The organism is Rhodococcus sp. TAF43 (assembly GCF_052113525.1).
Taxonomy (GTDB): Bacteria; Actinomycetota; Actinomycetes; order Mycobacteriales; family Mycobacteriaceae; genus Prescottella.
Genome location: NZ_JBFRDL010000046.1, coordinates 21,606 through 45,948, shown reverse-complemented (window position 1 = coordinate 45,948; position 24,343 = coordinate 21,606). Strand labels below are relative to the sequence as shown.

Below are 24,343 nucleotides of genomic sequence, written 5' to 3'. Positions count from 1 at the left end.
AGGCCGATTCGGCCGGAGGTGCGCGATGAGAAGCTCTGGGGCGAGCGTCGGTGCACGGCACTGGTTCCTCCACTCGATCACTCTCGTCGGGGTGCTGGTGGTCTCCCTGCTCGGCGGGGCGCTCACCGCGCGGGCCGCTCCGTCGGGCGTCGCGTACGTGGCGGGGACGGTCCAGGTGAGCGACCGCGTCACCCGCATCTCGGTGTACTCGCCGTCGATGGACCGAGTGGTCTCGAGCGACGTCATCCATCCCGTCGGTGGCGGGCCGGCACCCACGTTCTACCTGCTCACGGGCATCACCGGCGGCGAGGACGGCGTCTCCTGGTACAACAACACCGACGTGACGCAGTTCTTCGCGGACAAGCACGTCAACGTGGTGCTGCCGGTGGGCGGCAAGTTCTCCATGTACACCGACTGGGCCGACGACGATCCGGTGCTGGGCCGCAACAAGTGGCAGACCTTCCTCACCCGGGAACTGCCGCCGGTGATCGATCGTCAGTTCGGGACCACCGGCGTCAACGCCCTCGGCGGGGTGTCGATGGCAGCCGGCCCGGTGCTCGACCTCGCGATCCAGGCACCCGACGTCTACCGCGCCGTCGGCTCGTACAGCGGGTGCGCGGGAACCAGCGACTTCAACGGGCAGGCGATGGTCCGCTCCATGGTCGAACTGCGTGGCGGCGGCAATGTCAACAACATGTGGGGTCCCGGCGGCGGGCCGCAGTGGATCGAGCACGACCCGGTGGTGCAGGCAGAAAGGTTGCGCGGCAAGGTGTTGTACCTGTCCGCCGCGTCCGGTATGCCCGGCGCCATCGACCGCCTCGACCCGCTGATCGCCATCCCGCAGGGCGTTGTGGGCGGTCTGCTGGAGTCGGTCACGAAGCGATGCACGGTCGTGATGGACGCCCGCCTGCGGTCGCTCGGGATCCCCGCGACCGTCGTCTACCGGGACGTGGGCAGCCACACCTGGGGTGTGTTCGAGGCCGAGATGCAGGACTCGTGGGCGGTGCTCGGACCGGCGATCGGGGCATGACGGATACTGGTGGTGTGAGTACCGACGAGCGGAACCCCGGTTGGACCTATCTCATGGACATGGACGGCGTGCTCGTCCACGAGGAACACATGATTCCCGGCGCCGACGCCTTCCTCGCCGAACTGCAGGAGGCGGGAACGCCGTTCATCGTCCTGACCAACAACTCGATCCGGACGCCGCGGGATCTGCGGGCACGCCTGCTGCGCAGCGGCCTGGACATCCCGGAGAAGTCGATCTGGACCTCCGCGCTGGCCACCGCGACGTTCCTGAAGAACCAGCGTCCCGGCGGAAGTGCTTACGTGGTGGGCGAATCCGGCCTCACGACGGCGCTGCACGAGATCGGCTACGTGCTCACCGACAACGACCCGGACTACGTGGTGCTCGGTGAGACCCGCACGTACTCGTTCGAGGCGATCACCACCGCGATCCGCCTCGTCGAGCGCGGCGCGCGGTTCATCGCCACCAACCCGGACGCCACCGGCCCGTCCCGCGACGGGTCGCTGCCGGCGACCGGTTCGGTCGCGGCCCTGATCACCCGCGCGACCGGCCGTGAGCCGTACTACGTGGGCAAGCCGAATCCACTGATGATGCGGTCGGCGCTGCGCGCGATCGGGGCGCACTCGGAGAACACGCTGATGATCGGCGACCGGATGGACACCGACGTCGTGTCCGGGCTCGAGGCCGGGCTGCAGACCATCCTGGTGCTCACCGGAATCTCCACCCGCGCAACCGTCGAGACGTTCCCGTACCGTCCGACACTCGTCCTCGAATCCGTGGCCGATCTGGTGGGGCGAACCGCGAACCCGTTCTGAAAGAGAATGTTTCACGCGATCGAGGCGTACGCGGCCTCGATCAGCCGGTACGCGCGACGGTCACCGGCGAAGTAGTCGCGCTTGAGGTTCGGCACGAACGCGACCGTCAGTCCGTGGTCGGGGTCGCCGAGGCCGACGGCCCCGCCCGCGCCCGGGTGACCGAACGCGGTGTCACGGGCCACCTCGGGTAGCTCGAAACTCTGCGCCGGACGCATGAAGCCGAGGCCGTACGCGCTGTCGGTGAGCAGCACCCGGTCCGGGCCGCGGACCCGTTCGCGCAGCGCGTCGTCCAGCGTCTCATGGCTCAACGACACGCCGTGCACGAGGTCGCGATAGAACCGGGCCAGCGCGCGGGCCGTCGTCACCATCCCGGCGGCCGGCCATCCGCCGCCGAGCACTGCCGGATCGTTGTACGACGCAACCGGATTCGTGGTGGCCCGGAAGATCGGCGAGCCGGGCTCGGCGTAGGCCGAGTCGATCCGTGTCTGTGTCGCGACGTCCGTCAGCGGCGACGACGGCTCCCCGCGGCGCGGGACGCTGATCCGGGCCGAGCGGGCGATCGTCCCCGCCGGCGCCCCGATCCACAGGTCGGTGCCGAACTCCTCGTGGACGAACTGTCCCACCGTCTTCCCGGTGTGCCGCCGGACCAGTTCGCCGACCAGCCACCCGAAGGTCAGGGCGTGGTAGCCGTGATCGGTGCCGGGTTCCCACTCCGGGGCCTGCCGTGCGAGCCGCTCCGCCATCGCCGCCGGGTCGGCCGCCTGTGCCACCGACACCTGTTCGTCGAACGCCGGCAGTCCGGCCTGGTGTGTGAGCAGATGTTCGACGGTGACGCCGCCCTTGCCGTTCTGCGCGAACTCCGGCCACCACTGCGCGACCGGCGCGTCCACCGTCACGTAACCGCGTTCGGCGAGCAGCAGCGCCGCCGCCGCGGTCACGGCCTTGGTGCAGGAGAACACCACGCACGGGGTGTCCCAGGCCCACGCCCGTCCGGTGCGCCGGTCCGCCACGCCGCCCCACAGGTCCACCACGGGTCGGCCGTCGGCGTAGACGGCGACCGCGGCACCCAGGTTCGTGCCGTCCGCGAAGCTGTCCTCGAAGACATCGCGGACAGCCGAGAACGCCGAATCACATTGACCCTGTACCGATGTCATGAACACCTCGAACCGGACACCCCCGCCGCGGCCCCACCTGACAGCCTAGGCCGCCGCCGACTCCCGCAGGAATGATTCGGCGTCAGCACCCATTCCTCGAGCGCCGGCGCGGGTTCCCGTGCGCAGAGGCCCGGAGTGGGCGCTCAGCGCAGCGGTGTCGCCACGCCCGCAACCACCAGCACGACGCTCTCCGACTCCCCCGCGACCGCCGAGTTCACCCGCCCCAGCAGGTCCCGGAACCGTCGACCCGCCGACGTCGGCGGCACCACACCGCTGCCCACCTCGTTGCTGACCACCACGACCGGCACCGTCACCGCCCGCATCGCGTCCAGCAGATCGCTCACATCGGCATCCACAGCGGCCCAATCGCCGCCCGTCCAGACGCCGTGGTGATCGAGGCGTCCGGTGAGCCAGGTGCCGAGGCAGTCCAGCAGGACGGGTTCGCGGGCGGACCGCAGCACCGCGGACGCGTCCGCCGTCTCGACGGTGGTCCACCCCGCCGGGCGTCGGGCCCGGTGCAGCGCGATCCGCTCCGCCCACTCCCGATCCCCCTCGTGCACCCCGCCGGTCGCCACGTACGTGACCCGCGGATGCGCCGCCAGCAGCGCCTCGGCGTACGTGGACTTGCCGGCGCGGGCGCCGCCGAGGACGAGGGTGCGCCGGAGCCCCGGCGTCTCGGTCACCGTCTGCGCCCCTACGGTCACCGTCGCCCCGTCGTCCACCACCCGGGCACCCCACGGCGCCAGGCGCTCCGTCAGTTCCGGGGTGGGCGGGTTGTAGTGGCTCAGGTGCACGGCCACCACGTCGGTGGCGTCGGTGATCGCGCCGGATTCGCGCAGTGCGGCCAGCGTGCGCGGGAACGTCGTCAGGTCGTGGTGTCCGGCGCAGAGGTCGGTGCGGGTCCCGAAGGTCTCCTCGAGGAACACCGCGTCGTATCCCGCATCCTGGACGGCGTCCAGCGTCGACGACGGCAGCGGCCCGGTGTCGGTGGCCCACAGCATCCGCGCGCCCTCCGGGGCGGCGACGTCGTAGAGCACGCTGTCGCCGTCACGTATCGCGGTGTGTGCGGCCTCGAGCACGCGAATCGTGTAGCCGTCCAGGTCGATTCGGTCACCGGCGGCAACCGGGACGAACCGCACCGGGTCGTCGGGGCCCACCCAGTCGCGGCACAGGTCCAGCGCCTCGGGCGGCCCGATCACGTCGAGGGGTTCGTCCCGCCGCACCCACGCGCGGAACAGCAGCGCCGCCGGACCGACATGGTCGGGGTGCGCGTGGGTGAACAGGATGTGGCGGACGCCGGCGAGGGAACGTCCGGCATGCACCGCGGCCCGCGGGATCTCCGGTCCGCAGTCGAGCAGGATCGTGCCGTCGACGAGGGCGGCCGTCTGACCGCGGATCTCGCCGCGCGCGGCGGCGGTGCGGCAGGACGCGCACACGCAGAAGGGGTTGGGCCACCCGTCGGCGCTGCCGGTGCCCAGCAGTACGACGTCGATGACCCAACCCCCTCCCGTTCGCGCTCCGGCCGAATGTCACATGCGTTCAGTCGGACCGAACGTGTGTGACATTCGGCCACTACACAGCGAGCGTCAGCGCAGTGCCTGCGCCAGATCCTCCAGCAGATCCTCGGGATCCTCCAGGCCGACGGACAGGCGCACGACGCCGTCGGACAGACCGATCGCGGCGCGCCCCTCCGGGCCCATCGCGCGGTGCGTGGTGGTGGCCGGGTGGGTGATGAGCGACTTCGAGTCACCGAGGTTGTTGGAGATGTCGATGACCTGCAGCTTGTTCAGCAGCTCGAAGGCACGCTTCTTCCCCTCGCCCTCGGCCGAGTCCAGCTCGAACGTGACGACCGTGCCGCCACCGCTCATCTGCGACTTCGCGAGCTCGTACTGCGGGTGCGATTCGAGGTACGGGTACTTGACCCAACGGATCGCGTCCTCGGCCTCGAGGAACTGCGCGATACGCAGGGCGCTGTCCACCGAGTGGTTCACGCGCAGCGGCATCGTCTCGAGACCCTTGAGCAGGGTGTGCGCGTTGAACGGGCTCAGCGCCGGACCGGTGTGCCGGATCAGCTGCTGCACCGGGCCGTCGATGTAGTCCTTGGGACCCAGGATCGCGCCGCCGAGGACACGCCCCTGGCCGTCGATGTGCTTGGTGCCCGAGTACACGATCACGTCGGCGCCGAGATCCAGGCTGCGCTGCAGCAGCGGGGTCGCGAAGACGTTGTCGAGCACCACCTTGGCACCGGCGGCGTGCGCCATCTCCGACACCTTGCGGACGTCCACGAGGGTCTGCATCGGGTTGGACGGCGTCTCGAAGAACACGGCCGTGGTGGGCACCGACAGCGCCTGCTCCCACTGGTCGAGGTCCTCGCCGTCGACGAACACCGTCTCCACGCCCCAGCGGGGCAGGATCTCGTTGCACACCACGAAGCACGAGCCGAACAGGCTGCGTGCGGCCACCAGCCGGTCGCCCTTGCCGAGCAGCGCGCCCAGCGCGGTGAACACCGCGGACATGCCCGACGCGGTGGCGTAGCAGCCCTCGGCGCCGTCGAGCAGCCGCAGCCGCTCCTCGAACATCTTCACCGTGGGGTTGCCGTAACGGGAGTACACGAAGTGGTCGACCTCGCCGGTGAACGCCTGCTCGGCCGCCTCGGCGGACTCGTAGACGAAGCCGGAGTTGAGGTAGATCGCCTCGGACGTCTCCTCGAAGCCGGACCACACAGGAAAATCACCGGACGCGCTGCTTCCGCGTCGGCCCCACCGACGATGCCCGCCTCGACCAACTGGTCGACGAAGGACTCGTTGCGCGCACCCGTGGGATAGCTCACCCATTCGATGAGCACGGTCCGGCGGTCGATCGACGACGTGTCGGGCAACCCGACGTATCGCCATTCGGCGTCGGTCCGCACATCCACGAGCACGGCTTCCGGATGCTCGCGCAGCAGCTCCCAGGCTTGCTGCGGCGTTATGTCACCTGCGTAGCTCACCGTCCCAGCTTTCCACAGTGCCCGGTGGGGCGTAGCACGCGGAGGGTCGAGAACGCGAGAACTGTGGAGGTGCGGCGGGTCAGTTACAGACGAGCCAGATGCCGTCGCCCTGGACGAACTGCCACGTCGAGGTGGCGGCGCCCTTGCCGTCGCCCGCGTCGATCCGAACGTCCGCGGTGGCGGCGGTTCYGTTCACGGCCGCATTGGTGACTTCTTCGATCTTGATCTCGCCCTCACGGCCGGCGATCGGGGAGCGTTCCTCGGCAAATCCCTGGCACACCATGTGGTCGATCGCGTCGGCATCGTCGTTGTTGCTCGCGCGGACGAAATCACTGACGGACGCGTTGATCCGATCGGCATCGGATCGACTCTCCTCGGCTGGTCGCAGCAGCGCGGAGACGATAATTCCGATCATCAAGATCGCCACTATTGACACGGCGAGGATGAAGGGCTTCGCCGTCGTGCGCGAGGGGTCGTCGAGGGGCTCCTGCTGATCGGTCATACCTGCGATTTTCCCCTGACGGCCCGGGTCCTCTCCAACCGGGTCGCGAACAGTCCAAGGCCCAATCGCTGTTTGTGACCTCCCAAACAACGGCGTACTACCCGGGGGTAGAACACACCGGGAGTATCGGGTGCGGTCGCCGTGCGAGTTCTAGCATGAAGGCGGGGGACGGTGGGTTCGGGGGAATCCACCGCCCGCGACAGGCGGCAGCACCGCGTGTTAGGTAGGGCTTAGTTTAAGCTGGAGCTTCACACACGGCTGTCGCACAACCACCAGCACGTCCGTCCAATCGAAAAGGTAGTTCGCCTCAGATGACTGACCAGACTCGTCCACTGCGCGTGGCCATCGTCGGTGCCGGCCCGGCCGGAATCTATGCCGCCGATGCGCTCATGAAGTCCGACACCGAGGTGAGCATCGACCTGTTCGAGCGGATGCCGGCGCCCTTCGGCCTCATCCGATACGGCGTCGCGCCGGACCACCCCCGCATCAAGGGCATCATCACCGCCCTGCACAAGGTGCTGGACAAGGACGCTGTGCGTCTGCTGGGCAACATCGACTACGGCAACGACATCACCCTCGACGATCTGCGCCGCTACTACGACGCCGTGATCTTCTCGACCGGCGCCAACGCCGACCGCGCCCTGAACATCCCGGGCATCGACCTGGAGGGCAGCTACGGCGCCGCCGACTTCGTCTCCTGGTACGACGGCCACCCGGACGTCCCGCGCACGTGGCCGCTCGAGGCCGAGAAGGTTGCCGTGCTGGGCGTCGGCAACGTCGCGCTCGACATCGCCCGCGTCCTGGCGAAGACCGGCGATGAACTGCTGCCCACCGAGATCCCCGCGAACGTGTACGAGGGCCTCAAGAACAACAAGGCCGTCGAGGTCCACGTGTTCGGCCGTCGCGGCCCGGCGCAGGCCAAGTTCACGCCGCTCGAGCTGCGCGAGCTGGACCACTCCCCCACCATCGAGGTCATCGTCGACCCCGAGGACATCGACTACGACGAGGGCTCCGAGGCCGCGCGTCGCGGCTCCAAGCAGGTCGACATGGTCGCGAACACGCTGCAGGACTGGGCCATCCGTGACCAGGGCGATCGCCCGCACAAGCTGTTCCTGCACTTCTTCGAGTCGCCGCACGAGGTTCTCGGCGAGGACGGCAAGGTCGTCGGCCTGCGCACCGAGCGCACCGAGCTGGACGGCACCGGAAATGTCCGCGGTACCGGCAAGTTCAACGACTGGGACGTCCAGGCCGTGTACCGCGCCGTCGGCTACCTGTCGCAGAACATCGCCAAGCTGCCGTTCGACGAGCAGGCCGGCACCGTCCCCAACGAGGCTGGGCGTGTCCTCGCGGACGACACTGCGGACGGCGCGTCACGCTTCATGGACGCCACCTACGTCACCGGCTGGATCAAGCGTGGCCCGGTCGGCCTGATCGGCCACACCAAGGGCGACGCGAACGAGACCATCGCATGCCTGCTCGAGGACTCCCCGAACTTCGCGGGTGCCGCCGAGCCGGGCGAGGACGCGATCATCGAGTTCCTCGAGGGCAAGGGTGTTCCGTACACCACGCGCCGTCAGCGCGTGAAGGGCCCCTTCAGCTGTTTCGGGAGGCATGATGAACACGTGTTTGACGCGCACGTGCACATCATCGATCCGCGGTTCCCGCTGGTGGAGAACAACGGGTATCTACCCGATCCGTTCACGATCGACGACTACCGCCGCCGCATGGCGGGCTTCGGCGTCGACGGTGGTGCGGTGGTGACCGCGTCGTACCAGGGCACGCTCGGTGGGCCTGGCCTGCTGGCCGCGCTCGAGGAACTCGGCGAGGGCTGGGTGGGGGTCACGCACCTCGACCCCGACGCCACCGACGACGACATCCTCGCGCTCGACCGCGTCGGGGTCCGCGGGGTGCGCTTCAATCTGCGGCGCAGCGCCACCGACGTCCAGGTCCTCACGACGCAGGCCCTGCGGGCGTACGAACTGGTGGGCTGGCACGCCGAGTTCTACGTGGACGCGACGCTGCTGCTGTCGCTCGAACCGGTGTTCGCGAAGCTGCCCGCAGTCAGCATCGACCACCTGGGCATGTCGACGCGCGGGCTGCGGTACCTGCTCAACCTCGTCGACCGGGGYGCCAAGGTGAAGGCCACCGGCTTCGGGCGGACCTCGATCGACGACGTCGGCAGCGTCATCCGGCAGATCCACGCCGTCAACCCGAAGGCCCTCATGTTCGGCACCGACCTGCCCGGCACCCGTGCCCGCCGCGCGTTCGAGGCCGCCGACGTCGACGTCATCGCCGACGCCGTCGGGGACGACCTCGAGGCCGTCCTCGGCGGCAACGCGCGAGAGTGGTACCGCTGCCCGGGCGGACCTTCTCGGCAATGACCGATCCTGGGCGCGACGATGACTCATAGCGCGAACAGGGCGCTCGCGGCGTCCATCGCGAGCAGAAAGCCCGCGATTCCCAACGCCCAACCCACGGCGCTGTCCGCGTTGCGAGTGAAGAAGTCGTCGATCCGGTGCAGGACGCCGTCGGCGCGCTGCCCGACCAATATCCGCAACCCCAGCAGGGTCACGGCCGGGACGATCATCACCAGACAGTAGGCGGCCAGCAGGGGGATCGACAGAGCAGCGGGCGCTCCCACGGAGACGATCAGCGCGATGGCCGCGAGGTAGGGGACCATCGTGACCAACTCCAGCGTTCCCGCCGTGAGCGCCAGTGTGGCGACACCGCCGGACCCGCCCTTCGTGAGGGCCCGATCGCGCCAGCGGATGACCCGACTCGACTCGCCACGTTCGCGGCGCTTCTTCGAGTCGAAGCGGAAGCTCAGCACGAACAATGCCGCGCCGACGGCCAACTGGACCGCCTTTGCCACAGGCGAATCCAACATCCGGCCTCCGACGTCGAGGCCCATCCGCCCCGCGGTAAGGAGGGCCGCGCCGATGACGAGGTAGAACACGGCGATGACGATCAGGTAGCGGACGATGCGACCGACGGGTGGGCGCCCGGGCGCGAGCAGCATCCACACCGGCAGTACCAGCGTTCCGATGCTCGTACTGTCCACGAGCGCAAGGCCTGCCAGCGACGCCAGCAGCACCACGTTCACGTCAACGGCCACTGGTGTCGGTCCTACGCGCGCTGACGACGTCGATCACCCCGACCGCCACGAGTGCTACGCCGAGCGGTCCGCCCCGGAACCAGAAGAACTCCGCGTCGCGTGCGAACAACCACAACGCCGCCCCGGCGACGATCAGGAACACTCCGAACATTGCCGCAAGTCGTAGCCGCATGCCACGAATACTGCTGGCCCCCTGCGGAGTGACACATCGGCCGCCGGGCGGCTGCGACGTCATCACTTGGTATGACAGGTCCGGCTGTCCACTGTGCTGTGATGGAGTGATGGCGTATCCGTTGCAACCGTCGCGGGGCGGCCTGCGGATGCGCCGGCACGTGAACACCGCCCGGTCACGCCGCCGTGATGACATCCTGATCGCGGGCGGGATGCTCGTCATCGGGTTGGTCCTGTATGCCGTCGGCGCATTTCAACTCGGCACCGGGCCGAGCAGCACCCCCGCCGGTGTTCGGGTCGCGCTGCTCGTCGCGATCGCCGCTGCGGACACCTTCCGCAGCACGTACCCGGCCGCCGCCCTGACCGTGGGGGCGGTCCTGACCGCCATCGACCTCGCACTCGGACCCACCGTCCCCGTGTGGCTGGTTCTCTCCGATCTCGTCTACGCCGCGGTGTTGTACGGGCGGCCCCGCGTCAGCCGGGCGGTCTGCTACTCCACCGGGGCGGCGGTCGTCGTCCTCACTGCTGCCGCCTACGTCGGATGGCAGGACGGCCGTGCGGCCGCGGCGGCGGGGATCGTCCTCGCACTGTTCTTCACGACGCCCGTGTGGTGGGCGCTCGCGATCCGTCGTCACCAGGAGGTCGCGGCCGCCGAACGGGCACGGGCAGAGTCGATGCGGGCCCTCGCGGAGGCGGACCGGGCGGCCGCGGTCGCCCACGAACGGAATCGCATGGCTCGGGATCTGCACGACGTGATCGCGAGTCACCTGTCGGCGATCGCGATTCAATCGGAGGCCGCGCTGTCTCGAGGGACGACCGGGACCGATCCAACTCTCGACAACGTCCTGACCGCCATCCGGGCGGGGAGCGTCGCCGCGCTTGACGAGATGCGCTCGATGATCGATCTACTCCGCGCCGAGAGCGATCCGGATGATCCTGGCGCCCCGCTACGCCTGAGCGACCTCGACATGCTGATCGTCGGTGCGCGCGCGGCCGGAAGCGCCGTGGAAGCCAGCGTCGCGACGAATCCCGATACGTTGACCAGCGTCGTGGACCACGCCACGTACCGAATAGCGCAAGAATCGATCACCAATGCGGTCAAACATGCTCCCCGTCAGAAGATCTCGATCACGATCCAGCAGGATGCCGATGCCGTTCGGCTGCGCGTGCACAACCCGATACCACGCGGCCCGGGCGACGAGCCCTCCGCTGCGTCCGGAGGACAGGGACTGCGCAACATGACAGAACGCGCCCAGTTGCTGGGTGGCCGACTCCACGCCGGCGCGACACAGGACGGCTGGATCGTCGATTCGGTGCTGCCGCTCGAGTCACGAGGAGCGTCCGAATGAACGAGCGCGATGGACTGCCGATCCGCGTGGTGCTGGCAGACGATCACGCGGCCATCCGCGCGGGACTCGCGATGATCCTCGATGGCCAACCGGACATCGACGTGGTGGCCGAGGCGGATTCGGGTACATCGGCGGTGACCCTCGCCCGCACCCATCGCCCGGACGTCGTCCTGATGGACGTGCGGATGCCCGGCACGGACGGCATCACGGCCACGCGTGCGATTACCGACACCACCGACAGTCGGGTGGTCGTACTCACCACGTTCGACCTCGACGAGTACGTGTTCGGGGCGCTGCGCGCCGGCGCGTCGGGGTTCCTCGTGAAAACCGCGACTGCGGATGAACTGACCGCTGCGGTGCGCACGGTCGCGGCCGGAGAGTCCGTGCTGGCTCCGCGTGCTGCGTCCGCGTTGATCGACCAGTTCGTTCGAGTCCCCGCACGCCGCACCCCACCGACGGCACTCGCCGACCTGACCGACCGGGAGCTCGAGGTGCTGCGACTGCTGGGGCAGGGCCTGTCCAACGCCGGGTTATCCCGGGAACTGGGGGTGGGAGCTCCCACGATCAAGACGCACGTGTCGCGGGTACTCTGCAAGCTCGGATTGGCGTCGCGGGTCCAGGCCGCGTTGCTCGCCCGCGAACTCGACTTGTGACTGGCCCGACCGGGCGGTCAGACGAACAGCACCGCGCCCAGCCACAGGCCTACCGCGAGGAGCGCGCCGAACAGTTCGACCAGGATCGACAGTCCGACGGCCTTGGTGGCGTGCACGGTCGAGCCCCACGCGTCGCGGTGCGTGCGGTGCCGGGCCGCCTCGGCCGCGTACGTGCCGAGCAGGAACCCGAGCAGCAGTCCCACCACCGGCACCACGAAGAAGCCGACGATCCCGACCAACCCGCCGAACATCACCGAGCGGTTGGGGACGCCGGCGTCGCGCATCCGGCGTCCGGGCCACGTGTACTTGATGATCCCCGCGCCCACCATCAGCGCGGTCCCGGCCACGAAGACGCCCCACCCGGCAGCGCTGGCGTCGACGATCGCCCACACCAGCAGCGCACCGGCGATCAGCAGCGTGCCGGGCAGGATCGGCACCACGACGCCGACCAACCCGACGAGCATCACCAGGCCGAGCAGAACCTCGACCCCGGCGCTCACGTCACTCCGGCACGACGATGCGCACCCGGGACGCCGCCTCACGGGCCCGTTCGCGCGCCGTCTCGACATCCGGCCCGGTGGACACCGCGACGCCCATGCGACGACGCGCGAACGCCTCGGGCTTGCCGAACAGGCGCAGATCGGTCTCCGGCACCGCCAGGGCGTCGGCGACGCCCTCGAACGCGACACCGACCGACTCGACGCCGCCGTAGATCACCGCGGACGCGCCGGGGGCAGCCAACGTCGTGTCGACGGGCAGGCCGAGGATCGCGCGGGCGTGCAACTCGAACTCCGAGAACCGCTGCGAGCGCAGCGTCACCAGTCCGGTGTCGTGCGGGCGGGGGCTCACCTCGGAGAAGTAGACGGCGTCGCCCTTGACGAACAGTTCGACGCCGAAGATGCCACGTCCGCCCAGCGCGGTGGTCACCTTCTCCGCGACGTCACGTGCAGCGGCGAGCGCGGCTGGGGTCATCGCCTGCGGCTGCCACGACTCGATGTAGTCGCCGGCGTCCTGCAGGTGGCCGATCGGCTCGCAGAAGTGCGTGCCGTCCACGGCGCGGACGGTGAGCTGGGTGATCTCGTAGTCGAAGTCGACGAAGCCCTCGACGATCACCCGCCCCTTGTTGACCCGTCCGCCGGAAAGCGCGTATTCCCAAGAGCTTTCGAGATCGTCCGCACTGCGCGCGACGGACTGCCCCTTGCCGGACGACGACATCACCGGCTTGATGACGCACGGGAACCCGATCTGCTCGGCGGCGGCACGCACCTGGTCCAGCGAATCGGCGAACGCGTACGGCGACGTCGGCAGGCCCAGCTCCTCGGCGGCGAGACGGCGGATGCCTTCCCGGTTCATCGTCAGCTGCGTCGCCCGCGCGGTGGGGATGACGACGGCCAGTCCGCGCTCCTCCACCTCGGCGAGGGCCTCGGTGGCGATGGCCTCGATCTCGGGCACCACGAAGTGCGGGCGCTCGTCCTCGATGACGCGCAGCAGTTGTTCGCGGTCGCCCATGTCGACGGTGTGCGCGCGGTGCRCCACCTGGTGACCGGGGGCGTCGGCGTAGCGATCGACGGCGATCACCTCGACGCCCAGGCGCTGCAGGGCCATTATCACCTCCTTGCCGAGTTCGCCGGAGCCCAGCAGCATCACGCGGGTGGCGCTCGGGCTCAGCGGGGTACCGATCCGGGTGGGAATGTCAGCGGAAGTGTCGGGACGCATGCGTCGGACTATATGCGGTTGCCGCAGGTCATACTGTCGCGATGGAACTCGGCCTCGACACCCGCCTGACGCTGCTCGCGGCGGGGCTCATCTTCCTGCTGGCCCTGCTCCTCGGGGTGTGGAAGTACCGCCAGATGCACACGTCGCCGAATCATCTCGCGCACCCGTACGTCGACATCGCGCACCGCTCGGCGCTCCTGTACTCGTTTGCGACGCTTCTCGTTTCGGCGTTCGTCGAGCTCAGCGACTGGCCGACGGCGGCGAATGCGACGTGCGCGGGGATCCTGGTGTTCTTCTTCGTCGCGGCCATCGGCAGCTACATCGTGCACGGCGCCCGCCGCGACACCACCAACCAGTTCGAGCGCCCCGATGCGGCACTGCGTGTGGCGATGATCGCACTGGTCGTCGGCGAGATCGGCGCGTTCGCGGTGCTGCTCGCCGGGTTCGTCTCGGCGCAGATCCTCTAGCCGCGCGCCTCCACGCGGGCCAGGAAGTCCAGCACCGCGGCGTTGAACAGATCGGGTCGCTCCTCGGCGGACGCGTGGCCCGCGCCGGGGAGGACCACCAGTTCGGCACCCGGGATCGAGCGCGTGATCAGGTCGGTGTGGCGCCGGGGGATCACGTCGCGCTCCCCCACGATCACCAGCGTCGGAACGTCGATCGCGGCGAGCGCGGCCGGCGCGATGTGGGGATGCCGCACCATCAGGCCCAGCATTCCGCGTCTCCGCGCGAGGCCTCGCGACAGCGGCGCCACCAGACCGCCGAGCATCCAGGCCGCCGTCGCGGGAATCCGGAACATCGGCCCCAGTCCGGCCGGATCGAGGTTGGCGGCGTTGACGATCAGCGATCGCACCCGCGCCGGGTGCCGCAGCGCGAGCGTGAGGGCGGTGTTGCCGCCGTCGCTGTAGCCCAGGACGTGCGCGCTCTCGACACCGGTCGCGTCGAGTACCGCACACACGTCGTCGGCGAAGCGCTCGAAGTCCAGTGGGCCGTCGCCCCGGGTCGATTCACCGTGCGCGCGGGTGTCGAGCGCGAGCACACGGTAGGTCGCGGCGAACGCGGGAACCTGCCCGGCGAAATAGCCGAGGTTCTCGCTGTTGCCGTGCAACAGCACCAGCGGCTCGCCGTCTCCGTGCACCTCGTAGTGCAGCCGCGCACCCGCGGCCAGGGCGAATCCCACCGGATCAGGCCGGCGGCTGGTGGATCGAGAGCACGTTGGCGTGCGGATCGTGGAACCACGCGACCCGGGTGCCGTCGGGCGCCGTCCACGCGTCGTGCTCGTCCTGGTCCATCCCCTGGTAGCGCAGGAAGTCGACGCCTCTGGCCCGCAGGTCGTCGACCGTCGCCGACAGATCCTTCGTGCGCCACCCCAACACCGTGTACCCGGTGTCGGCCTTCGACTGGACGAGGGTGATGCGGAGTTCGGTGCCGCCACCGCCGTCGACGACGAGCGCGAACGGCGTGCGCTCGGTGACGGCCAGGCCCAGCGTGTCGACGTAGAACATCGACGAGACGTCCAGGTCGGTGCTGGCCAGGAACGCGACGAGTTCTCCGGGGAAGGCCATGCCATCCACTGTGCGCCCCGATCAGTGCCGGAGACAAGTGGCCGGTTTCCCGTGACCCGCGACACAAAGTCGCATCCGCAGGGGTTACGGTCACAGGAAATGAGGTCGACCATCCAGAAAGAGGTATGCCGTGACTGCTGCAGGGACCGAGCGTAAGGGCCCGCTGACCGGGATCCGCGTCGTCGAGTTCGCCGGAATCGGACCGGGTCCGCACGCCGCGACTCTGCTGGCCGATCTGGGTGCGGACGTGGTGCGCGTGCAGCGTGCCGGGCAGATCCCGCCCGAGGGCACGGTCGGGGATCAGACCGCGCGCAACCGCCGGGTCGTCGAGGCCGACCTGAAGAACCCCACCGACGTCGAGAAGGTCCTCGACTTGCTCGGTCGCGCCGACATCCTGATCGAGGGCTTCCGCCCCGGCGTGATGGAACGCATGGGTCTCGGTCCCGACGTGGTGCTCGCGCGCTGCCCCCGCGTCGTCTACGGCCGCATGACCGGCTGGGGGCAGGACGGACCGCTCGCCCACTCCGCGGGTCACGACATCAACTACATCTCGCTGACCGGCGTCCTGCATGCGATCGGCCGCAAGGGCGAGCGTCCGGTGCCGCCGCTGAACATGGTGGGCGACTTCGGCGGTGGCTCGATGTTCCTGCTGTTCGGCATCCTCGCGGCGATCATCGAGCGGCAGACCTCGGGCAAGGGCCAGGTCGTCGATGCCGCGATGGTCGACGGCACACTCGCGCTGTCGCACATCATCTGGAACTTCCGCCGCATCGGCATGTGGTCGGACGAGCGTGGGGTGAACATGCTCGACGGTGGCGCCCCGTACTACGACACCTACGAGACCTCCGACGGCAAGTACATGGCCGTCGGCGCGATCGAGCCGCAGTTCTATGCCGTGCTGTTGAAGGGCCTCGAACTGGATCCCGCGGAGCTGCCGGGCCAGAACGACGCCGCCCGCTGGCCCGAACTGCGCCAGATCCTCACCGACCGGTTCCTGTCGAAGTCCCGCGACGAATGGACCAAGATCTTCGACGGCACCGACGCCTGCACCACCCCGGTGCTCACGTTCGCCGAGGCCCCGCAGGATCCGCACGTCGCGGCTCGCGGCGGGATCATCGAGATCGAGGGCGTGCCGCAGCACGCCCCGGCGCCGCGCTTCTCGCGCACGCCCAACCGCACGCCCGAGCCGCCCGCCCACAGCGCGACCGACGTCGACACGCTCTGGCGCTGAGCCGCTCCACGGCAGTCTGCACGCGACGCTCGGCGGGGAGGCCCCAGCCGAGCGTCGCCGTCAGTGCCCGGCGAGGAACTCCACGATCCGGGCGTTGACCGCCGCCGGCTGCTCGAGTTGGAGGAAGTGGCCCGCCCCTTCGATCACGTGGGTCTCGCTGCCCGGCGGGAGTCCGGGCCCCACCAGCACGGCGAGCCGCGGATCGAGGCAGCCGTCGCCGCCGCCGTGGAGATAGAGCGTCGGGACCGCCGGCAGCCGCATCTCGGCTCCGGCCCAGCGCCGGTAACGCGCGGGCGGACGCGGGAACGGCCGGAGCATGTTCCGGTAGTAGCCGAATACAGCACGGCGGTGCGCCGAATCGGCGATCGCCTCCAGCACGGCCGGCAGGTCCTCACCGGCGTCGTACCCGGGTGACCAGTCGGCCCACAGCCGGCGAACCAGCCGTTCCGCGTGGCGTTCGGGCAGCAGCGGGAGCTGGTTGAACAGGACGTACCAACTGTTGCACAGTTGGCGGGGCAGCACGCGGACCGCCGCCGGCGTCCGCAGGGCCGCGAACGGCGGGACCGAGAGCGACGCCACCGCGACGAACGGGTTCTCGGCGTGGGCGGCCAGAGCGTTCGCAGTGGTGGCGCCCCAGTCGTGTCCCACCAGCACGGCGTCGGACCCGCCGCCCAGTCGTGCGTGGATCGCGACGGCGTCGTCCATCAGTGCGGCGACATGACTGCTGTGGTCCTCCGGCACCGCCGACGGTGCGTACCCGCGGGTGAACGGCGCGACCACTCGCCAGCCCTCGTCCGCCAGCGCGGGCCCCAGGTGCCGCCAGGTGTGCGCGGTGTCCGGGAAGCCGTGCAGCAGCACTGCCAGCCGGCCGGTCTCCGGTCCCCAGGTCAGGGCTTGAAGGCGTACCGCATCGAGGTCGAGGGTGATCTCACGCATGCGGATCACCCTGGCGGAAGGAGGACGCACCGAGGGGGTGATCCGCCGTTACGGGTGCGGCGACTCGTTCACACCACCAGCGCGGGCTCGGCGGGCTCGCGCGCCACGCCGAGCGCGTCGTAGGCCGCCGCGACGCCGGCCACCGCGCGCCGGAGTTCGTCGACCGGTCGCGCGTAGGGCAGCCGGACGAACCGTTCGAACGCGCCCTCTACACCGAAACGCGTTCCGGCCGCCAGGATCACACCATGGCTCGGCGCGGTCGCGGCCAGCGCCGTCGATACCGGTTCGGGCATCCGCAGCCACAGCGACATCCCCCCGGTGCCGACCGTGGGAACCCAGTCCGGCAGGCGGGCCGACAGCTCGTCGAGCAGTGCGGCGCGCTGTGTGCGCAGCTGTTCCCGGCGGACCTCGATCGGGGCGTCGCCCCGTTGGAGCAGGCGCACGGCGGCCAACTGGTCCATGACCGGGGTTCCCAGATCCAGCGCAGACCGCGAACCCACCAGGCGCGTGATGAGTTCCGGATTGGCCCGGATCCAGCCGACCCGCAATCCGCCCCAGTGCGATTTGGAGACGGAGCCGACCGTCACCACGTCGGAGTCCCCGGCGCCGCGCGCGAACGACGCGACCGGGGGTGGCGGTGGCGCATCCAGCCAGACGTCGACCATCGTCTCGTCGACGACGAGGGTCATCCGGGTCTCGTGGGCGATCCGGGCCAGTTCGGCCCGGCCCGGCGCGCCCAGACACAGGCCTGTCGGATTGTGGAAGTCCGGCAGCAGGTACGCCATCCGGGCGGCGGTCTGCCGTGCGGCGCTTCGGATCCCGCCCAGATCCCAGGCGCGGGCCGCACCTCCCTCCGGTCGCACCGGCACCGGAACCGGGCGTGCACCCACCCGCCGGATCGCCTCGAGCGCATTGGGGTACGTCGGATGGTCGACCAGCACCCGCTCCCCCGGAGCGGTGAGGACGCCCAGCAGGAGCCGCAGGGCGTGCTGGGCACCCGAGGTGATCATGATCTGTGAGACGTCGGTGTCGAGGCCCCGGGCGCGGTAGCGTGCCGCGACCGCCTCCCGCAGCACCGTTATCCCCACCGGCTCCATGCCGTGGGTCTCGAGGAACGGCGGAAGAGACTGCAGCGCAGCGGTGTAAGCCTCACTGATCTCCTCCGCCGGAGCCACCATGGCGGCGTAGCTGAGGTCCACCCCGACACCCTCGGGCACCGGCAGATGGGCGTGGACCCTCCTCCGGTCCGAGTCGACGGCGGCCGGCAGGGTTACGGTGCTGCGCGATCCCTGCCGGCTCACCAGATAGCCCTCGTCGCGCAGCACCGCGTACGCCGTGGTGATCGTCGTGCGACTCACGTTCAACTCCGACGCGAATTCACGTTCGCTCGGCAGCGCCGTCCCCAACGGAACGCGACCGTCGTGCACGAGCAGTCGGATGCCGTCGGCCAGGGCCCGGTACGCGGGGCGCGACGTGCGCCGTCCGGACTCGTCCTGCCAGGCGCCGAGGTCGCGCGCCACCGCCCGGGCACCGAGTGCATGCATCATCATGCGGTCCAGTATTCGCATACTGGCCGTTCATTTCAACGCCACTTCTTCCCAGAATCGTGCTCATGAGCACTCTGATCACCTTCCTCTGCATCGCTGCCCTGGCCGCGTTCGTCTACCGGTACGCACCCGGGGAGCACGAGAGGGGCCCGTTTCGGCCCGAACAGTTCCGCCCCGCAGCACCTTTGGCAGGCATCCTCGACGCCGCCGAAGCTCGGCGACCCGACGAACCGCGCCCCCAGCCCTCCTCCAGCATCGATCAGTCCAGTATTTCGAGACTGGACTGATCGGGCCGAGGCCCGACCGACTCGACACGTCGGTAGCCACACCAGTACCGATCAATCAGGCCACTCACCCCGATTCCCTGAAACCACGTTTCCGGTGGCACCGTTCGGTTCTCGATCAACGGCACGCCGGCACCATCACCGCCACGACGCCGGACGTGGCGACCACAGTGGCGGTCACCGTGCCCAGCACGCTCGCCGAGACGGGAGTGAAGGCATCGCTCAGCGCCGCCGTGTCCTTGGCTGCGGGCGGGATTCTTCCGGTCACGGTCGGCACCGTCCTCGGATCGCTCGAGCTGCCGTCGCTCGGCTCACTGCAATGGCCCTTCGGTTCCTGACCCACCCTGGTGGGGACAGCGGCGGGTGGGTCGGGACGGCCCACCCGCCGTCCCGATATCGTGGCCAGGTGAGCGAGACCGGAACCGAAACCCTGCTGGACGGCCTGCGCGATGTTCTGGTGGGGCGGCTCTCCGACATCGGACGCCGGTTCTCGACGCTGCTCACCGAGACGGTTCCCCACACGGCCCTGGTGATCTTCACGCGCGAGTGCACGGGCCGTCCCCGCAAGATTGCCGGCGACCCGAACATCGTCGATCGGGTGACGATCGCCGAATTGGATTCCCTGCGAGCCGATCTCGAACACGGTCAGATCCACCGCGGCCGCGCAACCATCGCGGGGAGCTCCCGCGACGTGTACGCGATCCTCGACCACACCGACACCCTGCTGGTCGTGGTTCCGCGCGGCCCACTGTCCCGGACGGTGCCACTCGAGTCCGTCCGAGCCATGTTCGGGCTGGTCGCGACCGGTATCCAGTTGCAGGTGCAGGGCGCCAGCCCCGCCTACCTCGCCGAGTCCCGGGCGGCCTCCGCCGAGCGGGCCCGCACCATCGCCGAACTCACCGAGGTGCACGCGACCACGCTCGAGACGCTGCTCTCGACGCTGCGGTCCGACGACCTCGACGACACCCGCGCCCGCGCGGCGGCGCGCGAAACGGCGTCGGCGGCCCTGATCGGTCTGCGGACCTCGGTGGACACGCACCGGGAGTTCGCCGAGGAATCCGTCGTCACCGCGTTCGCCCGCCTCCGCGGTGAACTGCGCGGACTACTGCGCCACCAGAACCTCGACCTGGACCTGGTGGAGCCGCCGGTGGCCGGATGCGCCGTCCCCGGCGAGGTGGCCCACGCGGCCCGCGCCGTCGTCCGCGGCGCGGTACTCGTGTTGTCCGCGCAGGGAGACGTCGGCCGGATCCGGGTCGCCTGGACCTGCCCGGAGACCGAACTGGTGGTGGACATCCGCGACGACGGCCACGGCCTGGCCGACATCGCAGACCTGGACAGGCAACTGCGTCCCCGCGTCGAAACCCTGGGCGGGACCGTGGAGATCGAGTCGACGCCCGGCTGGGGTTCGCGGGTGGTCGCGGCACTGCCGCTGCACGCGCCGACGGCACCCACCGCGCACCATGCGCTCACCGACCTCGGCCCCCGCGAACTCGAGGTACTGGGGCACCTGGTGGCGGGACGTCGCAACCGGGTCATCGCCGATCGGCTCGGCGTCAGCGAGAGCACGGTGAAGTTCCACGTCGCGGGCGTTCTGCGCAAGCTCGACGTCGCAACCAGGGCCGAGGCCGCCGCCCTCGGTGGCGAGGCCGGTATTCGGCCGATCCCCTGACCGACCTGACCGTTCGGCCAGGTTCACCCCTCCGCTCGACCAGTCCCGGGGCCGCCCGCTCATGACTAGCCTCGTAGTGGGATGCGCACCCCACCATGTGTGCGCCCGTGTTCACGTCGACCGAATGGAGTGGAGAAACCATGCCGCAGCAGGTACGGGGCGTCATCGCCCGCTCGAAGGATGCGCCCGTCGAACTCGTGAACATCACGATTCCGGATCCTGGACCGGGCGAGGCCGTCGTCGCGATCGCGGCGTGCGGCGTGTGCCACACCGACCTCACCTACCGTGACGGCGGCATCAACGACGAGTTCCCGTTCCTCCTCGGACACGAGGCGGCGGGCATCGTCGAGGCCGTCGGCGAGGGTGTCGACACCGTCGAGGTCGGCGACTTCGTCGTGCTCAACTGGCGTGCGGTGTGCGGAAAGTGCCGCGCCTGCAAGCGCGGTCGCCCGCAGTACTGTTTCGACACGCACAACGCCAAGCAGAAGATGACCCTCGAGGACGGCACCGAACTGACGCCGGCCCTGGGCATCGGTGCGTTCGCCGACAAGACCCTCGTCCACGCCGGGCAGTGCACCAAGGTCGATCCCACCGCCGATCCGGCCGTCGTCGGCCTGCTCGGCTGCGGCGTCATGGCCGGCATGGGTGCCGCCATGAACACCGGCAACGTCACCCGCGGCGACTCGGTGGCCGTGATCGGCTGCGGCGGCGTCGGCGACGCCGCGATCATGGGGTCGCGTCTGGCCGGCGCGAACAAGATCATCGCGATCGACCGTGATGCCAAGAAGCTCGAGTGGGCCGTCGAACTCGGCGCCACCCACACCGTCGACGCGTCGAAGGTCGACGTCGTCGAGGCGATCCAGGAACTTACCGACGGCTTCGGCACCGACGTCGTGGTCGACGCCGTCGGCCGCCCCGAGACCTGGAAGCAGGCGTTCTACGCGCGCGATCTCGCCGGCACCGTCGTCCTCGTCGGCGTGCCCACCCCGGACATGACGCTCGAGATGCCGCTGGTCGACTTCTTCTCGCGCGGCGGCTCACTCAAGTCGTCGTGGTACGGCGACTGCCTGCCCGAGCGCGACTTCCCGATGCTCGTCGACCTGTACCAGCAGGGTCGCCTGCCGCTCGAGAAGTTCGTGACCGAGCGGATCAAGCTCGAGGACGTCGAGCAGGCGTTCGAGACGATGCACCGCGGCGAGGTGCTGCGCTCGGTGGTGGTCCTGTGAGCGGCGCGTTGCGCGTCGACCGCGTCGTCACGTCGGGAACGTTCGAACTCGACGGCGGCACCTGGGATGTCGACAACAACATCTGGCTCGTCGGTGACGACGACGAGGTGGTGGTGATCGACGCCGCGCACACCGCGCAGCCGATCATCGACGCCGTCGGCGGCCGCAAGGTGGTCGGGATCGTGTGCACGCACGGTCACAACGACCACGTCACCGTCGCACCGGAGCTGGCCGAGAAGCTGGACGCCCCGATCCTGCTGAACCCGGCCGACGACGTCCTGTGGCAGATGACCCACCCGGGTGTCCGACACCAGGCGCTCGAGGACGGTCAGCGGATCGCGGTGGCGGGCACCGAGATCCAGGCCATCCACACCCCGGGCCACTCTCCCGGCTCGACGTGCCTGTACCTGCCCGAGGCCGGCGAGCTGTTCTCCGGCGACACCCTGTTCTCCGGGGGTCCGGGCGCCACCGGCCGCTCGTTCTCGGACTTCCCGACGATCATCGGGTCGATCCGCGACAAGCTGTTCGCGCTGCCCGCCGAGACCCGCGTGCACACCGGGCACGGCGACGGCACCACCCTCGGCACCGAGTCGCCGCACCTCGAGGAGTGGATCGCGCGGGGCAACTGACCTCCCCTCGCGTGACCGAATGTCACATACGTTCAGTCCAACTGAACGTATGTGACATTCTGCTATCCGGGGGGGGGGGAGCCGGTGTCAGCGCACCGACGCGAAAACTCCTCGGCCGCCGTCCCATTCGCCCTGCAGGACCGGCCCGCCCGGCTCGACATCGAGCGGGCGGTGGTGCACCACGACGGTGGTCCCACCCGCACTGATCACGGTGTCCGGGCCGTCCGCGGCGACGCCGACACCAGTGACGGTGGGCGTCGGGGCGCCGGTCACACCGCTGCCCGACGCGTAGGCGGTGTTGTCGATCAGCCTCGGCTCGGAGCCCTCGACCTCGACGTACTGTTCCACCTCACGGCCACCGCCGTAGATCGTCGCGAGCAACTGCTGCACGTAGACGGGGTCGGTGGTGGCGTCGTACACGTAGCGGTGCCCGAGCACCGAGTGCTCCATCTCGCCCGCCAGCCGTGCCCCCGCGAGCGGTGCCGAGCGGTAGGTCAGGGGCACCTGGTAGATCGTGCCGTCGGCGTCGCGCACCAGGTGCGTCTCGATGCCGACCTCGCCGGCGGGATCGTCGAAGCGGTACGCACCGACCGGCGTGAGCGTGGGCGCCCCGCCCGAGTAGTAGGGCGCCGCCAGCATCCAGGCTGCGATCAGTTCGGGCTTGGAGGGCGACAGCTGTGCGGCATGCAGGATGGCCATGTGGCCGATCGTAACCGCCGCCCCTGGCTGGAAGGGTCCGTTCGTGCGCGCGCAGCGTACGAACGGTCCCTTCAGCTCCCGAATCGGACGCCGTAGCGCGCCAGCCAGTCGATGCCGGGCTGCCGGATCCGGGTGATGCCCTTGTACTCGGCCATGTCGTCGGGCAGCTCGGACAGGACGGCGTGCAGCCGCTGCGCCCACTCGGGGACCAGCACGATGTCGGTGAACGGCAGCATGTGGGTGCGGACCAGGAACATGATCGCGCCCGAGGCGCCGAGGCGGATCAAGGTGCTGCACCTCCACCCGCAGGTGCAGCCGCTCCCCCACCTCTGCGAGCGGACCGTCCGCGAGCGCCCGCCGGTCCCGCCCCCACTCCGGGTACGTCTCGGTGGAGGTGTCGAGCCGGCCGTCGACCGTGAGCGTCCAGTTGGTCCGCCGGAACTGCTGTCCCGTCTCGAGCCGCATCAGGAAGCTCTGCGCTCGCGTGACAACGCCCTCGGCGTGGATCCGTGGGACGGGGCCGTGGATCTGCAGGAAGCTCATGCCGACGTCGAACCGTAGCGACCAGTCCGCCGCGAACGTCACCAGGCCCGCGTCGCCCCACAGCTGCCCCTCGCGCTGGTCGAGCAGCACGACGTCCTCCTGGATCTGCCGGCCGATGAACCGCAGCGGCGGCTCCGGCAGCGTCGCCCGTTCCCCGTGCACGAACGCCTGCTCGAGGTCGATGGCGTGGTTGGTCCACCGCCAGATCCCGCCGTCACGCTCGAGCGACATCACCCTCGGATACGACGCCGCCAGCGACCGCATGATCGTGAGCATCGCGTCCCACTGCGCGATCTCCATGTGCGGCAACGCCTGGAACCGGGCGGGATCCGCCGCCAGGATGCGGTCGCGTTCGGCGAGTTCGGTCAGATAGCGCTCGTCGACGTCGACGACGTGCTCGCCCCAGCCACCCGCGGCGGTCACCGCGCGGCCGCCGGCGGGCTCGACGTTGGTGCTGTACCGGTAGGTGTCGCGGGGGAACGGGAAGGCGGCCACCCGCGGCGGCACCCGGGAATCCATTGCG

The 24,343-nt window shown here is 69.8% G+C and carries 25 protein-coding genes and 3 pseudogenes; 12 read left to right on the top strand and 16 right to left on the bottom strand.

Annotated elements, in window-relative coordinates:
- The first annotated feature begins 25 nt into the window (after positions 1–25).
- Together AB4Z09_RS22985 and AB4Z09_RS22980 are read left to right on the top strand one after the other, a co-directional pair.
- Complete coding sequence (locus AB4Z09_RS22985; RefSeq protein WP_174912890.1) at positions 26–1,030, top strand: alpha/beta hydrolase; 1,005 nt, start codon at positions 26–28, stop codon at positions 1,028–1,030.
- Positions 1,027–1,842, top strand: a complete 816-nt coding sequence (locus tag AB4Z09_RS22980; protein WP_114721828.1) for an HAD-IIA family hydrolase — start codon at positions 1,027–1,029, stop codon at positions 1,840–1,842. The genes AB4Z09_RS22985 and AB4Z09_RS22980 overlap by 4 nt, the downstream gene beginning before the upstream one ends.
- 11 nt (positions 1,843–1,853) lie before the next feature.
- On the opposite strand, the gene AB4Z09_RS22975 is transcribed toward AB4Z09_RS22980, so the two are convergent.
- From AB4Z09_RS22975 to AB4Z09_RS22955, 5 genes and pseudogenes are all read right to left on the bottom strand, one after another.
- Positions 1,854–2,996 carry a serine hydrolase domain-containing protein gene (locus tag AB4Z09_RS22975; RefSeq protein WP_174912895.1) on the bottom strand — a complete coding sequence of 381 codons (1,143 nt, stop codon included), beginning with the start codon at positions 2,994–2,996 and terminating at the stop codon, positions 1,854–1,856.
- Between the two features lie 143 nt (positions 2,997–3,139).
- A complete protein-coding gene (locus AB4Z09_RS22970; protein WP_442240759.1) occupies positions 3,140–4,489 on the bottom strand; it encodes a bifunctional adenosylcobinamide kinase/adenosylcobinamide-phosphate guanylyltransferase in 1,350 nt (449 codons plus the stop codon).
- A gap of 93 nt (positions 4,490–4,582) precedes the next feature.
- The gene (locus AB4Z09_RS22965; RefSeq protein WP_442240740.1) at positions 4,583–5,830 is read right to left on the bottom strand and encodes an O-succinylhomoserine sulfhydrylase; all 1,248 of its coding nucleotides are present in this window, start codon (positions 5,828–5,830) and stop codon (positions 4,583–4,585) included.
- Positions 5,716–5,985, bottom strand: a pseudogene (locus tag AB4Z09_RS22960) (rhodanese-like domain-containing protein); the annotation flags it as partial. The gene AB4Z09_RS22965 and the pseudogene AB4Z09_RS22960, both read right to left, overlap by 115 nt.
- Before the next feature lie 79 nt (positions 5,986–6,064).
- Positions 6,065–6,487, bottom strand: a complete 423-nt coding sequence (locus AB4Z09_RS22955; RefSeq protein WP_442240739.1) for an Rv0361 family membrane protein — start codon at positions 6,485–6,487, stop codon at positions 6,065–6,067.
- 311 nt (positions 6,488–6,798) lie between these two features.
- Here AB4Z09_RS22955 and AB4Z09_RS22950 point away from each other — a divergent pair.
- A pseudogene (locus AB4Z09_RS22950) lies at positions 6,799–8,055 on the top strand (FAD-dependent oxidoreductase); the annotation flags it as partial.
- A gap of 12 nt (positions 8,056–8,067) precedes the next feature.
- On the top strand, positions 8,068–8,868 hold the full coding sequence (locus tag AB4Z09_RS22945; RefSeq protein WP_442240758.1) for an amidohydrolase family protein: 801 nt from the start codon (positions 8,068–8,070) through the stop codon (positions 8,866–8,868).
- Positions 8,869–8,891: 23 nt separating this feature from the next.
- Here AB4Z09_RS22945 and AB4Z09_RS22940 read toward each other — a convergent pair whose 3' ends face one another.
- Positions 8,892–9,602, bottom strand: coding sequence for a GAP family protein (locus AB4Z09_RS22940; protein WP_254622635.1), 711 nt, complete (start codon positions 9,600–9,602; stop codon positions 8,892–8,894).
- On the bottom strand, positions 9,592–9,774 hold the full coding sequence (locus AB4Z09_RS22935) for a hypothetical protein (RefSeq protein ID WP_174912907.1): 183 nt from the start codon (positions 9,772–9,774) through the stop codon (positions 9,592–9,594). Before AB4Z09_RS22935 ends, AB4Z09_RS22940 begins: the two co-directional genes overlap by 11 nt.
- A 109-nt stretch (positions 9,775–9,883) precedes the next feature.
- Here AB4Z09_RS22935 and AB4Z09_RS22930 point away from each other — a divergent pair, with 109 nt between their 5' ends.
- Both AB4Z09_RS22930 and AB4Z09_RS22925 read left to right on the top strand, forming a co-directional pair.
- Entirely contained in the window at positions 9,884–11,122 is a 1,239-nt protein-coding gene (locus AB4Z09_RS22930; RefSeq protein WP_174912910.1) for a sensor histidine kinase, read from the top strand.
- Positions 11,119–11,775 (top strand): response regulator, encoded by a 657-nt coding sequence (locus AB4Z09_RS22925; protein WP_114721684.1) that lies wholly within the window; start codon positions 11,119–11,121, stop codon positions 11,773–11,775. The genes AB4Z09_RS22930 and AB4Z09_RS22925 overlap by 4 nt, the downstream gene beginning before the upstream one ends.
- A gap of 17 nt (positions 11,776–11,792) precedes the next feature.
- Here AB4Z09_RS22925 and AB4Z09_RS22920 read toward each other — a convergent pair whose 3' ends face one another.
- Together AB4Z09_RS22920 and purT are read right to left on the bottom strand one after the other, a co-directional pair.
- Positions 11,793–12,275, bottom strand: coding sequence for a DUF456 domain-containing protein (locus tag AB4Z09_RS22920; protein ID WP_174912912.1), 483 nt, complete (start codon positions 12,273–12,275; stop codon positions 11,793–11,795).
- A 1-nt stretch (position 12,276) separates the two neighbouring features.
- A complete protein-coding gene (gene purT / locus AB4Z09_RS22915) occupies positions 12,277–13,491 on the bottom strand; it encodes a formate-dependent phosphoribosylglycinamide formyltransferase (protein WP_442240738.1) in 1,215 nt (404 codons plus the stop codon).
- Positions 13,492–13,532: 41 nt separating this feature from the next.
- Between purT and AB4Z09_RS22910 the strand changes: the two genes are divergently transcribed.
- Positions 13,533–13,958 (top strand): hypothetical protein, encoded by a 426-nt coding sequence (locus AB4Z09_RS22910; protein WP_442240737.1) that lies wholly within the window; start codon positions 13,533–13,535, stop codon positions 13,956–13,958.
- Here the strand turns inward: AB4Z09_RS22910 and AB4Z09_RS22905 are convergent.
- Together AB4Z09_RS22905 and AB4Z09_RS22900 are read right to left on the bottom strand one after the other, a co-directional pair.
- On the bottom strand, positions 13,955–14,671 hold the full coding sequence (locus AB4Z09_RS22905; RefSeq protein WP_442240736.1) for an alpha/beta fold hydrolase: 717 nt from the start codon (positions 14,669–14,671) through the stop codon (positions 13,955–13,957). The two genes, AB4Z09_RS22910 and AB4Z09_RS22905, sit on opposite strands and share 4 nt — an antisense overlap.
- A gap of 4 nt (positions 14,672–14,675) precedes the next feature.
- Positions 14,676–15,056: a VOC family protein gene (locus AB4Z09_RS22900; RefSeq protein WP_114721674.1), complete on the bottom strand. Its 381-nt coding sequence runs from the start codon at positions 15,054–15,056 to the stop codon at positions 14,676–14,678.
- 130 nt (positions 15,057–15,186) lie between these two features.
- Between AB4Z09_RS22900 and AB4Z09_RS22895 the strand changes: the two genes are divergently transcribed.
- Positions 15,187–16,287, top strand: coding sequence for a CaiB/BaiF CoA transferase family protein (locus AB4Z09_RS22895; RefSeq protein ID WP_174912921.1), 1,101 nt, complete (start codon positions 15,187–15,189; stop codon positions 16,285–16,287).
- Between the two features lie 60 nt (positions 16,288–16,347).
- Here AB4Z09_RS22895 and AB4Z09_RS22890 read toward each other — a convergent pair whose 3' ends face one another.
- Both AB4Z09_RS22890 and yczR read right to left on the bottom strand, forming a co-directional pair.
- A complete protein-coding gene (locus tag AB4Z09_RS22890) occupies positions 16,348–17,223 on the bottom strand; it encodes an alpha/beta fold hydrolase (protein WP_442240735.1) in 876 nt (291 codons plus the stop codon).
- A 68-nt stretch (positions 17,224–17,291) separates the two neighbouring features.
- Complete coding sequence (gene yczR / locus AB4Z09_RS22885) at positions 17,292–18,773, bottom strand: MocR-like transcription factor YczR (RefSeq protein ID WP_442240734.1); 1,482 nt, start codon at positions 18,771–18,773, stop codon at positions 17,292–17,294.
- Positions 18,774–18,835: 62 nt separating this feature from the next.
- On the opposite strand from yczR, the gene AB4Z09_RS22880 reads away from it, so the two are divergent.
- A complete protein-coding gene (locus AB4Z09_RS22880; protein WP_442240733.1) occupies positions 18,836–19,057 on the top strand; it encodes a hypothetical protein in 222 nt (73 codons plus the stop codon).
- 115 nt (positions 19,058–19,172) lie between these two features.
- On the opposite strand, the gene AB4Z09_RS22875 is transcribed toward AB4Z09_RS22880, so the two are convergent.
- Positions 19,173–19,322, bottom strand: a complete 150-nt coding sequence (locus AB4Z09_RS22875; RefSeq protein WP_442240732.1) for a hypothetical protein — start codon at positions 19,320–19,322, stop codon at positions 19,173–19,175.
- A 138-nt stretch (positions 19,323–19,460) separates the two neighbouring features.
- On the opposite strand from AB4Z09_RS22875, the gene AB4Z09_RS22870 reads away from it, so the two are divergent.
- The 3 genes from AB4Z09_RS22870 to AB4Z09_RS22860 all read left to right on the top strand — a co-directional run bounded on the left by AB4Z09_RS22870 (position 19,461) and on the right by AB4Z09_RS22860 (position 22,578).
- Complete coding sequence (locus AB4Z09_RS22870; protein WP_442240731.1) at positions 19,461–20,723, top strand: LuxR C-terminal-related transcriptional regulator; 1,263 nt, start codon at positions 19,461–19,463, stop codon at positions 20,721–20,723.
- A 140-nt stretch (positions 20,724–20,863) separates the two neighbouring features.
- Positions 20,864–21,949 (top strand): S-(hydroxymethyl)mycothiol dehydrogenase, encoded by a 1,086-nt coding sequence (locus AB4Z09_RS22865; RefSeq protein ID WP_442240730.1) that lies wholly within the window; start codon positions 20,864–20,866, stop codon positions 21,947–21,949.
- A complete protein-coding gene (locus AB4Z09_RS22860) occupies positions 21,946–22,578 on the top strand; it encodes an MBL fold metallo-hydrolase (RefSeq protein WP_114721664.1) in 633 nt (210 codons plus the stop codon). The genes AB4Z09_RS22865 and AB4Z09_RS22860 overlap by 4 nt, the downstream gene beginning before the upstream one ends.
- Before the next feature lie 87 nt (positions 22,579–22,665).
- Here AB4Z09_RS22860 and AB4Z09_RS22855 read toward each other — a convergent pair whose 3' ends face one another.
- Positions 22,666–23,217 carry a maltokinase N-terminal cap-like domain-containing protein gene (locus tag AB4Z09_RS22855; RefSeq protein WP_442240757.1) on the bottom strand — a complete coding sequence of 184 codons (552 nt, stop codon included), beginning with the start codon at positions 23,215–23,217 and terminating at the stop codon, positions 22,666–22,668.
- Positions 23,218–23,348: 131 nt separating this feature from the next.
- A pseudogene (locus AB4Z09_RS22850) lies at positions 23,349–24,339 on the bottom strand (heme-dependent oxidative N-demethylase family protein).
- Positions 24,340–24,343: the final 4 nt, after the last annotated feature.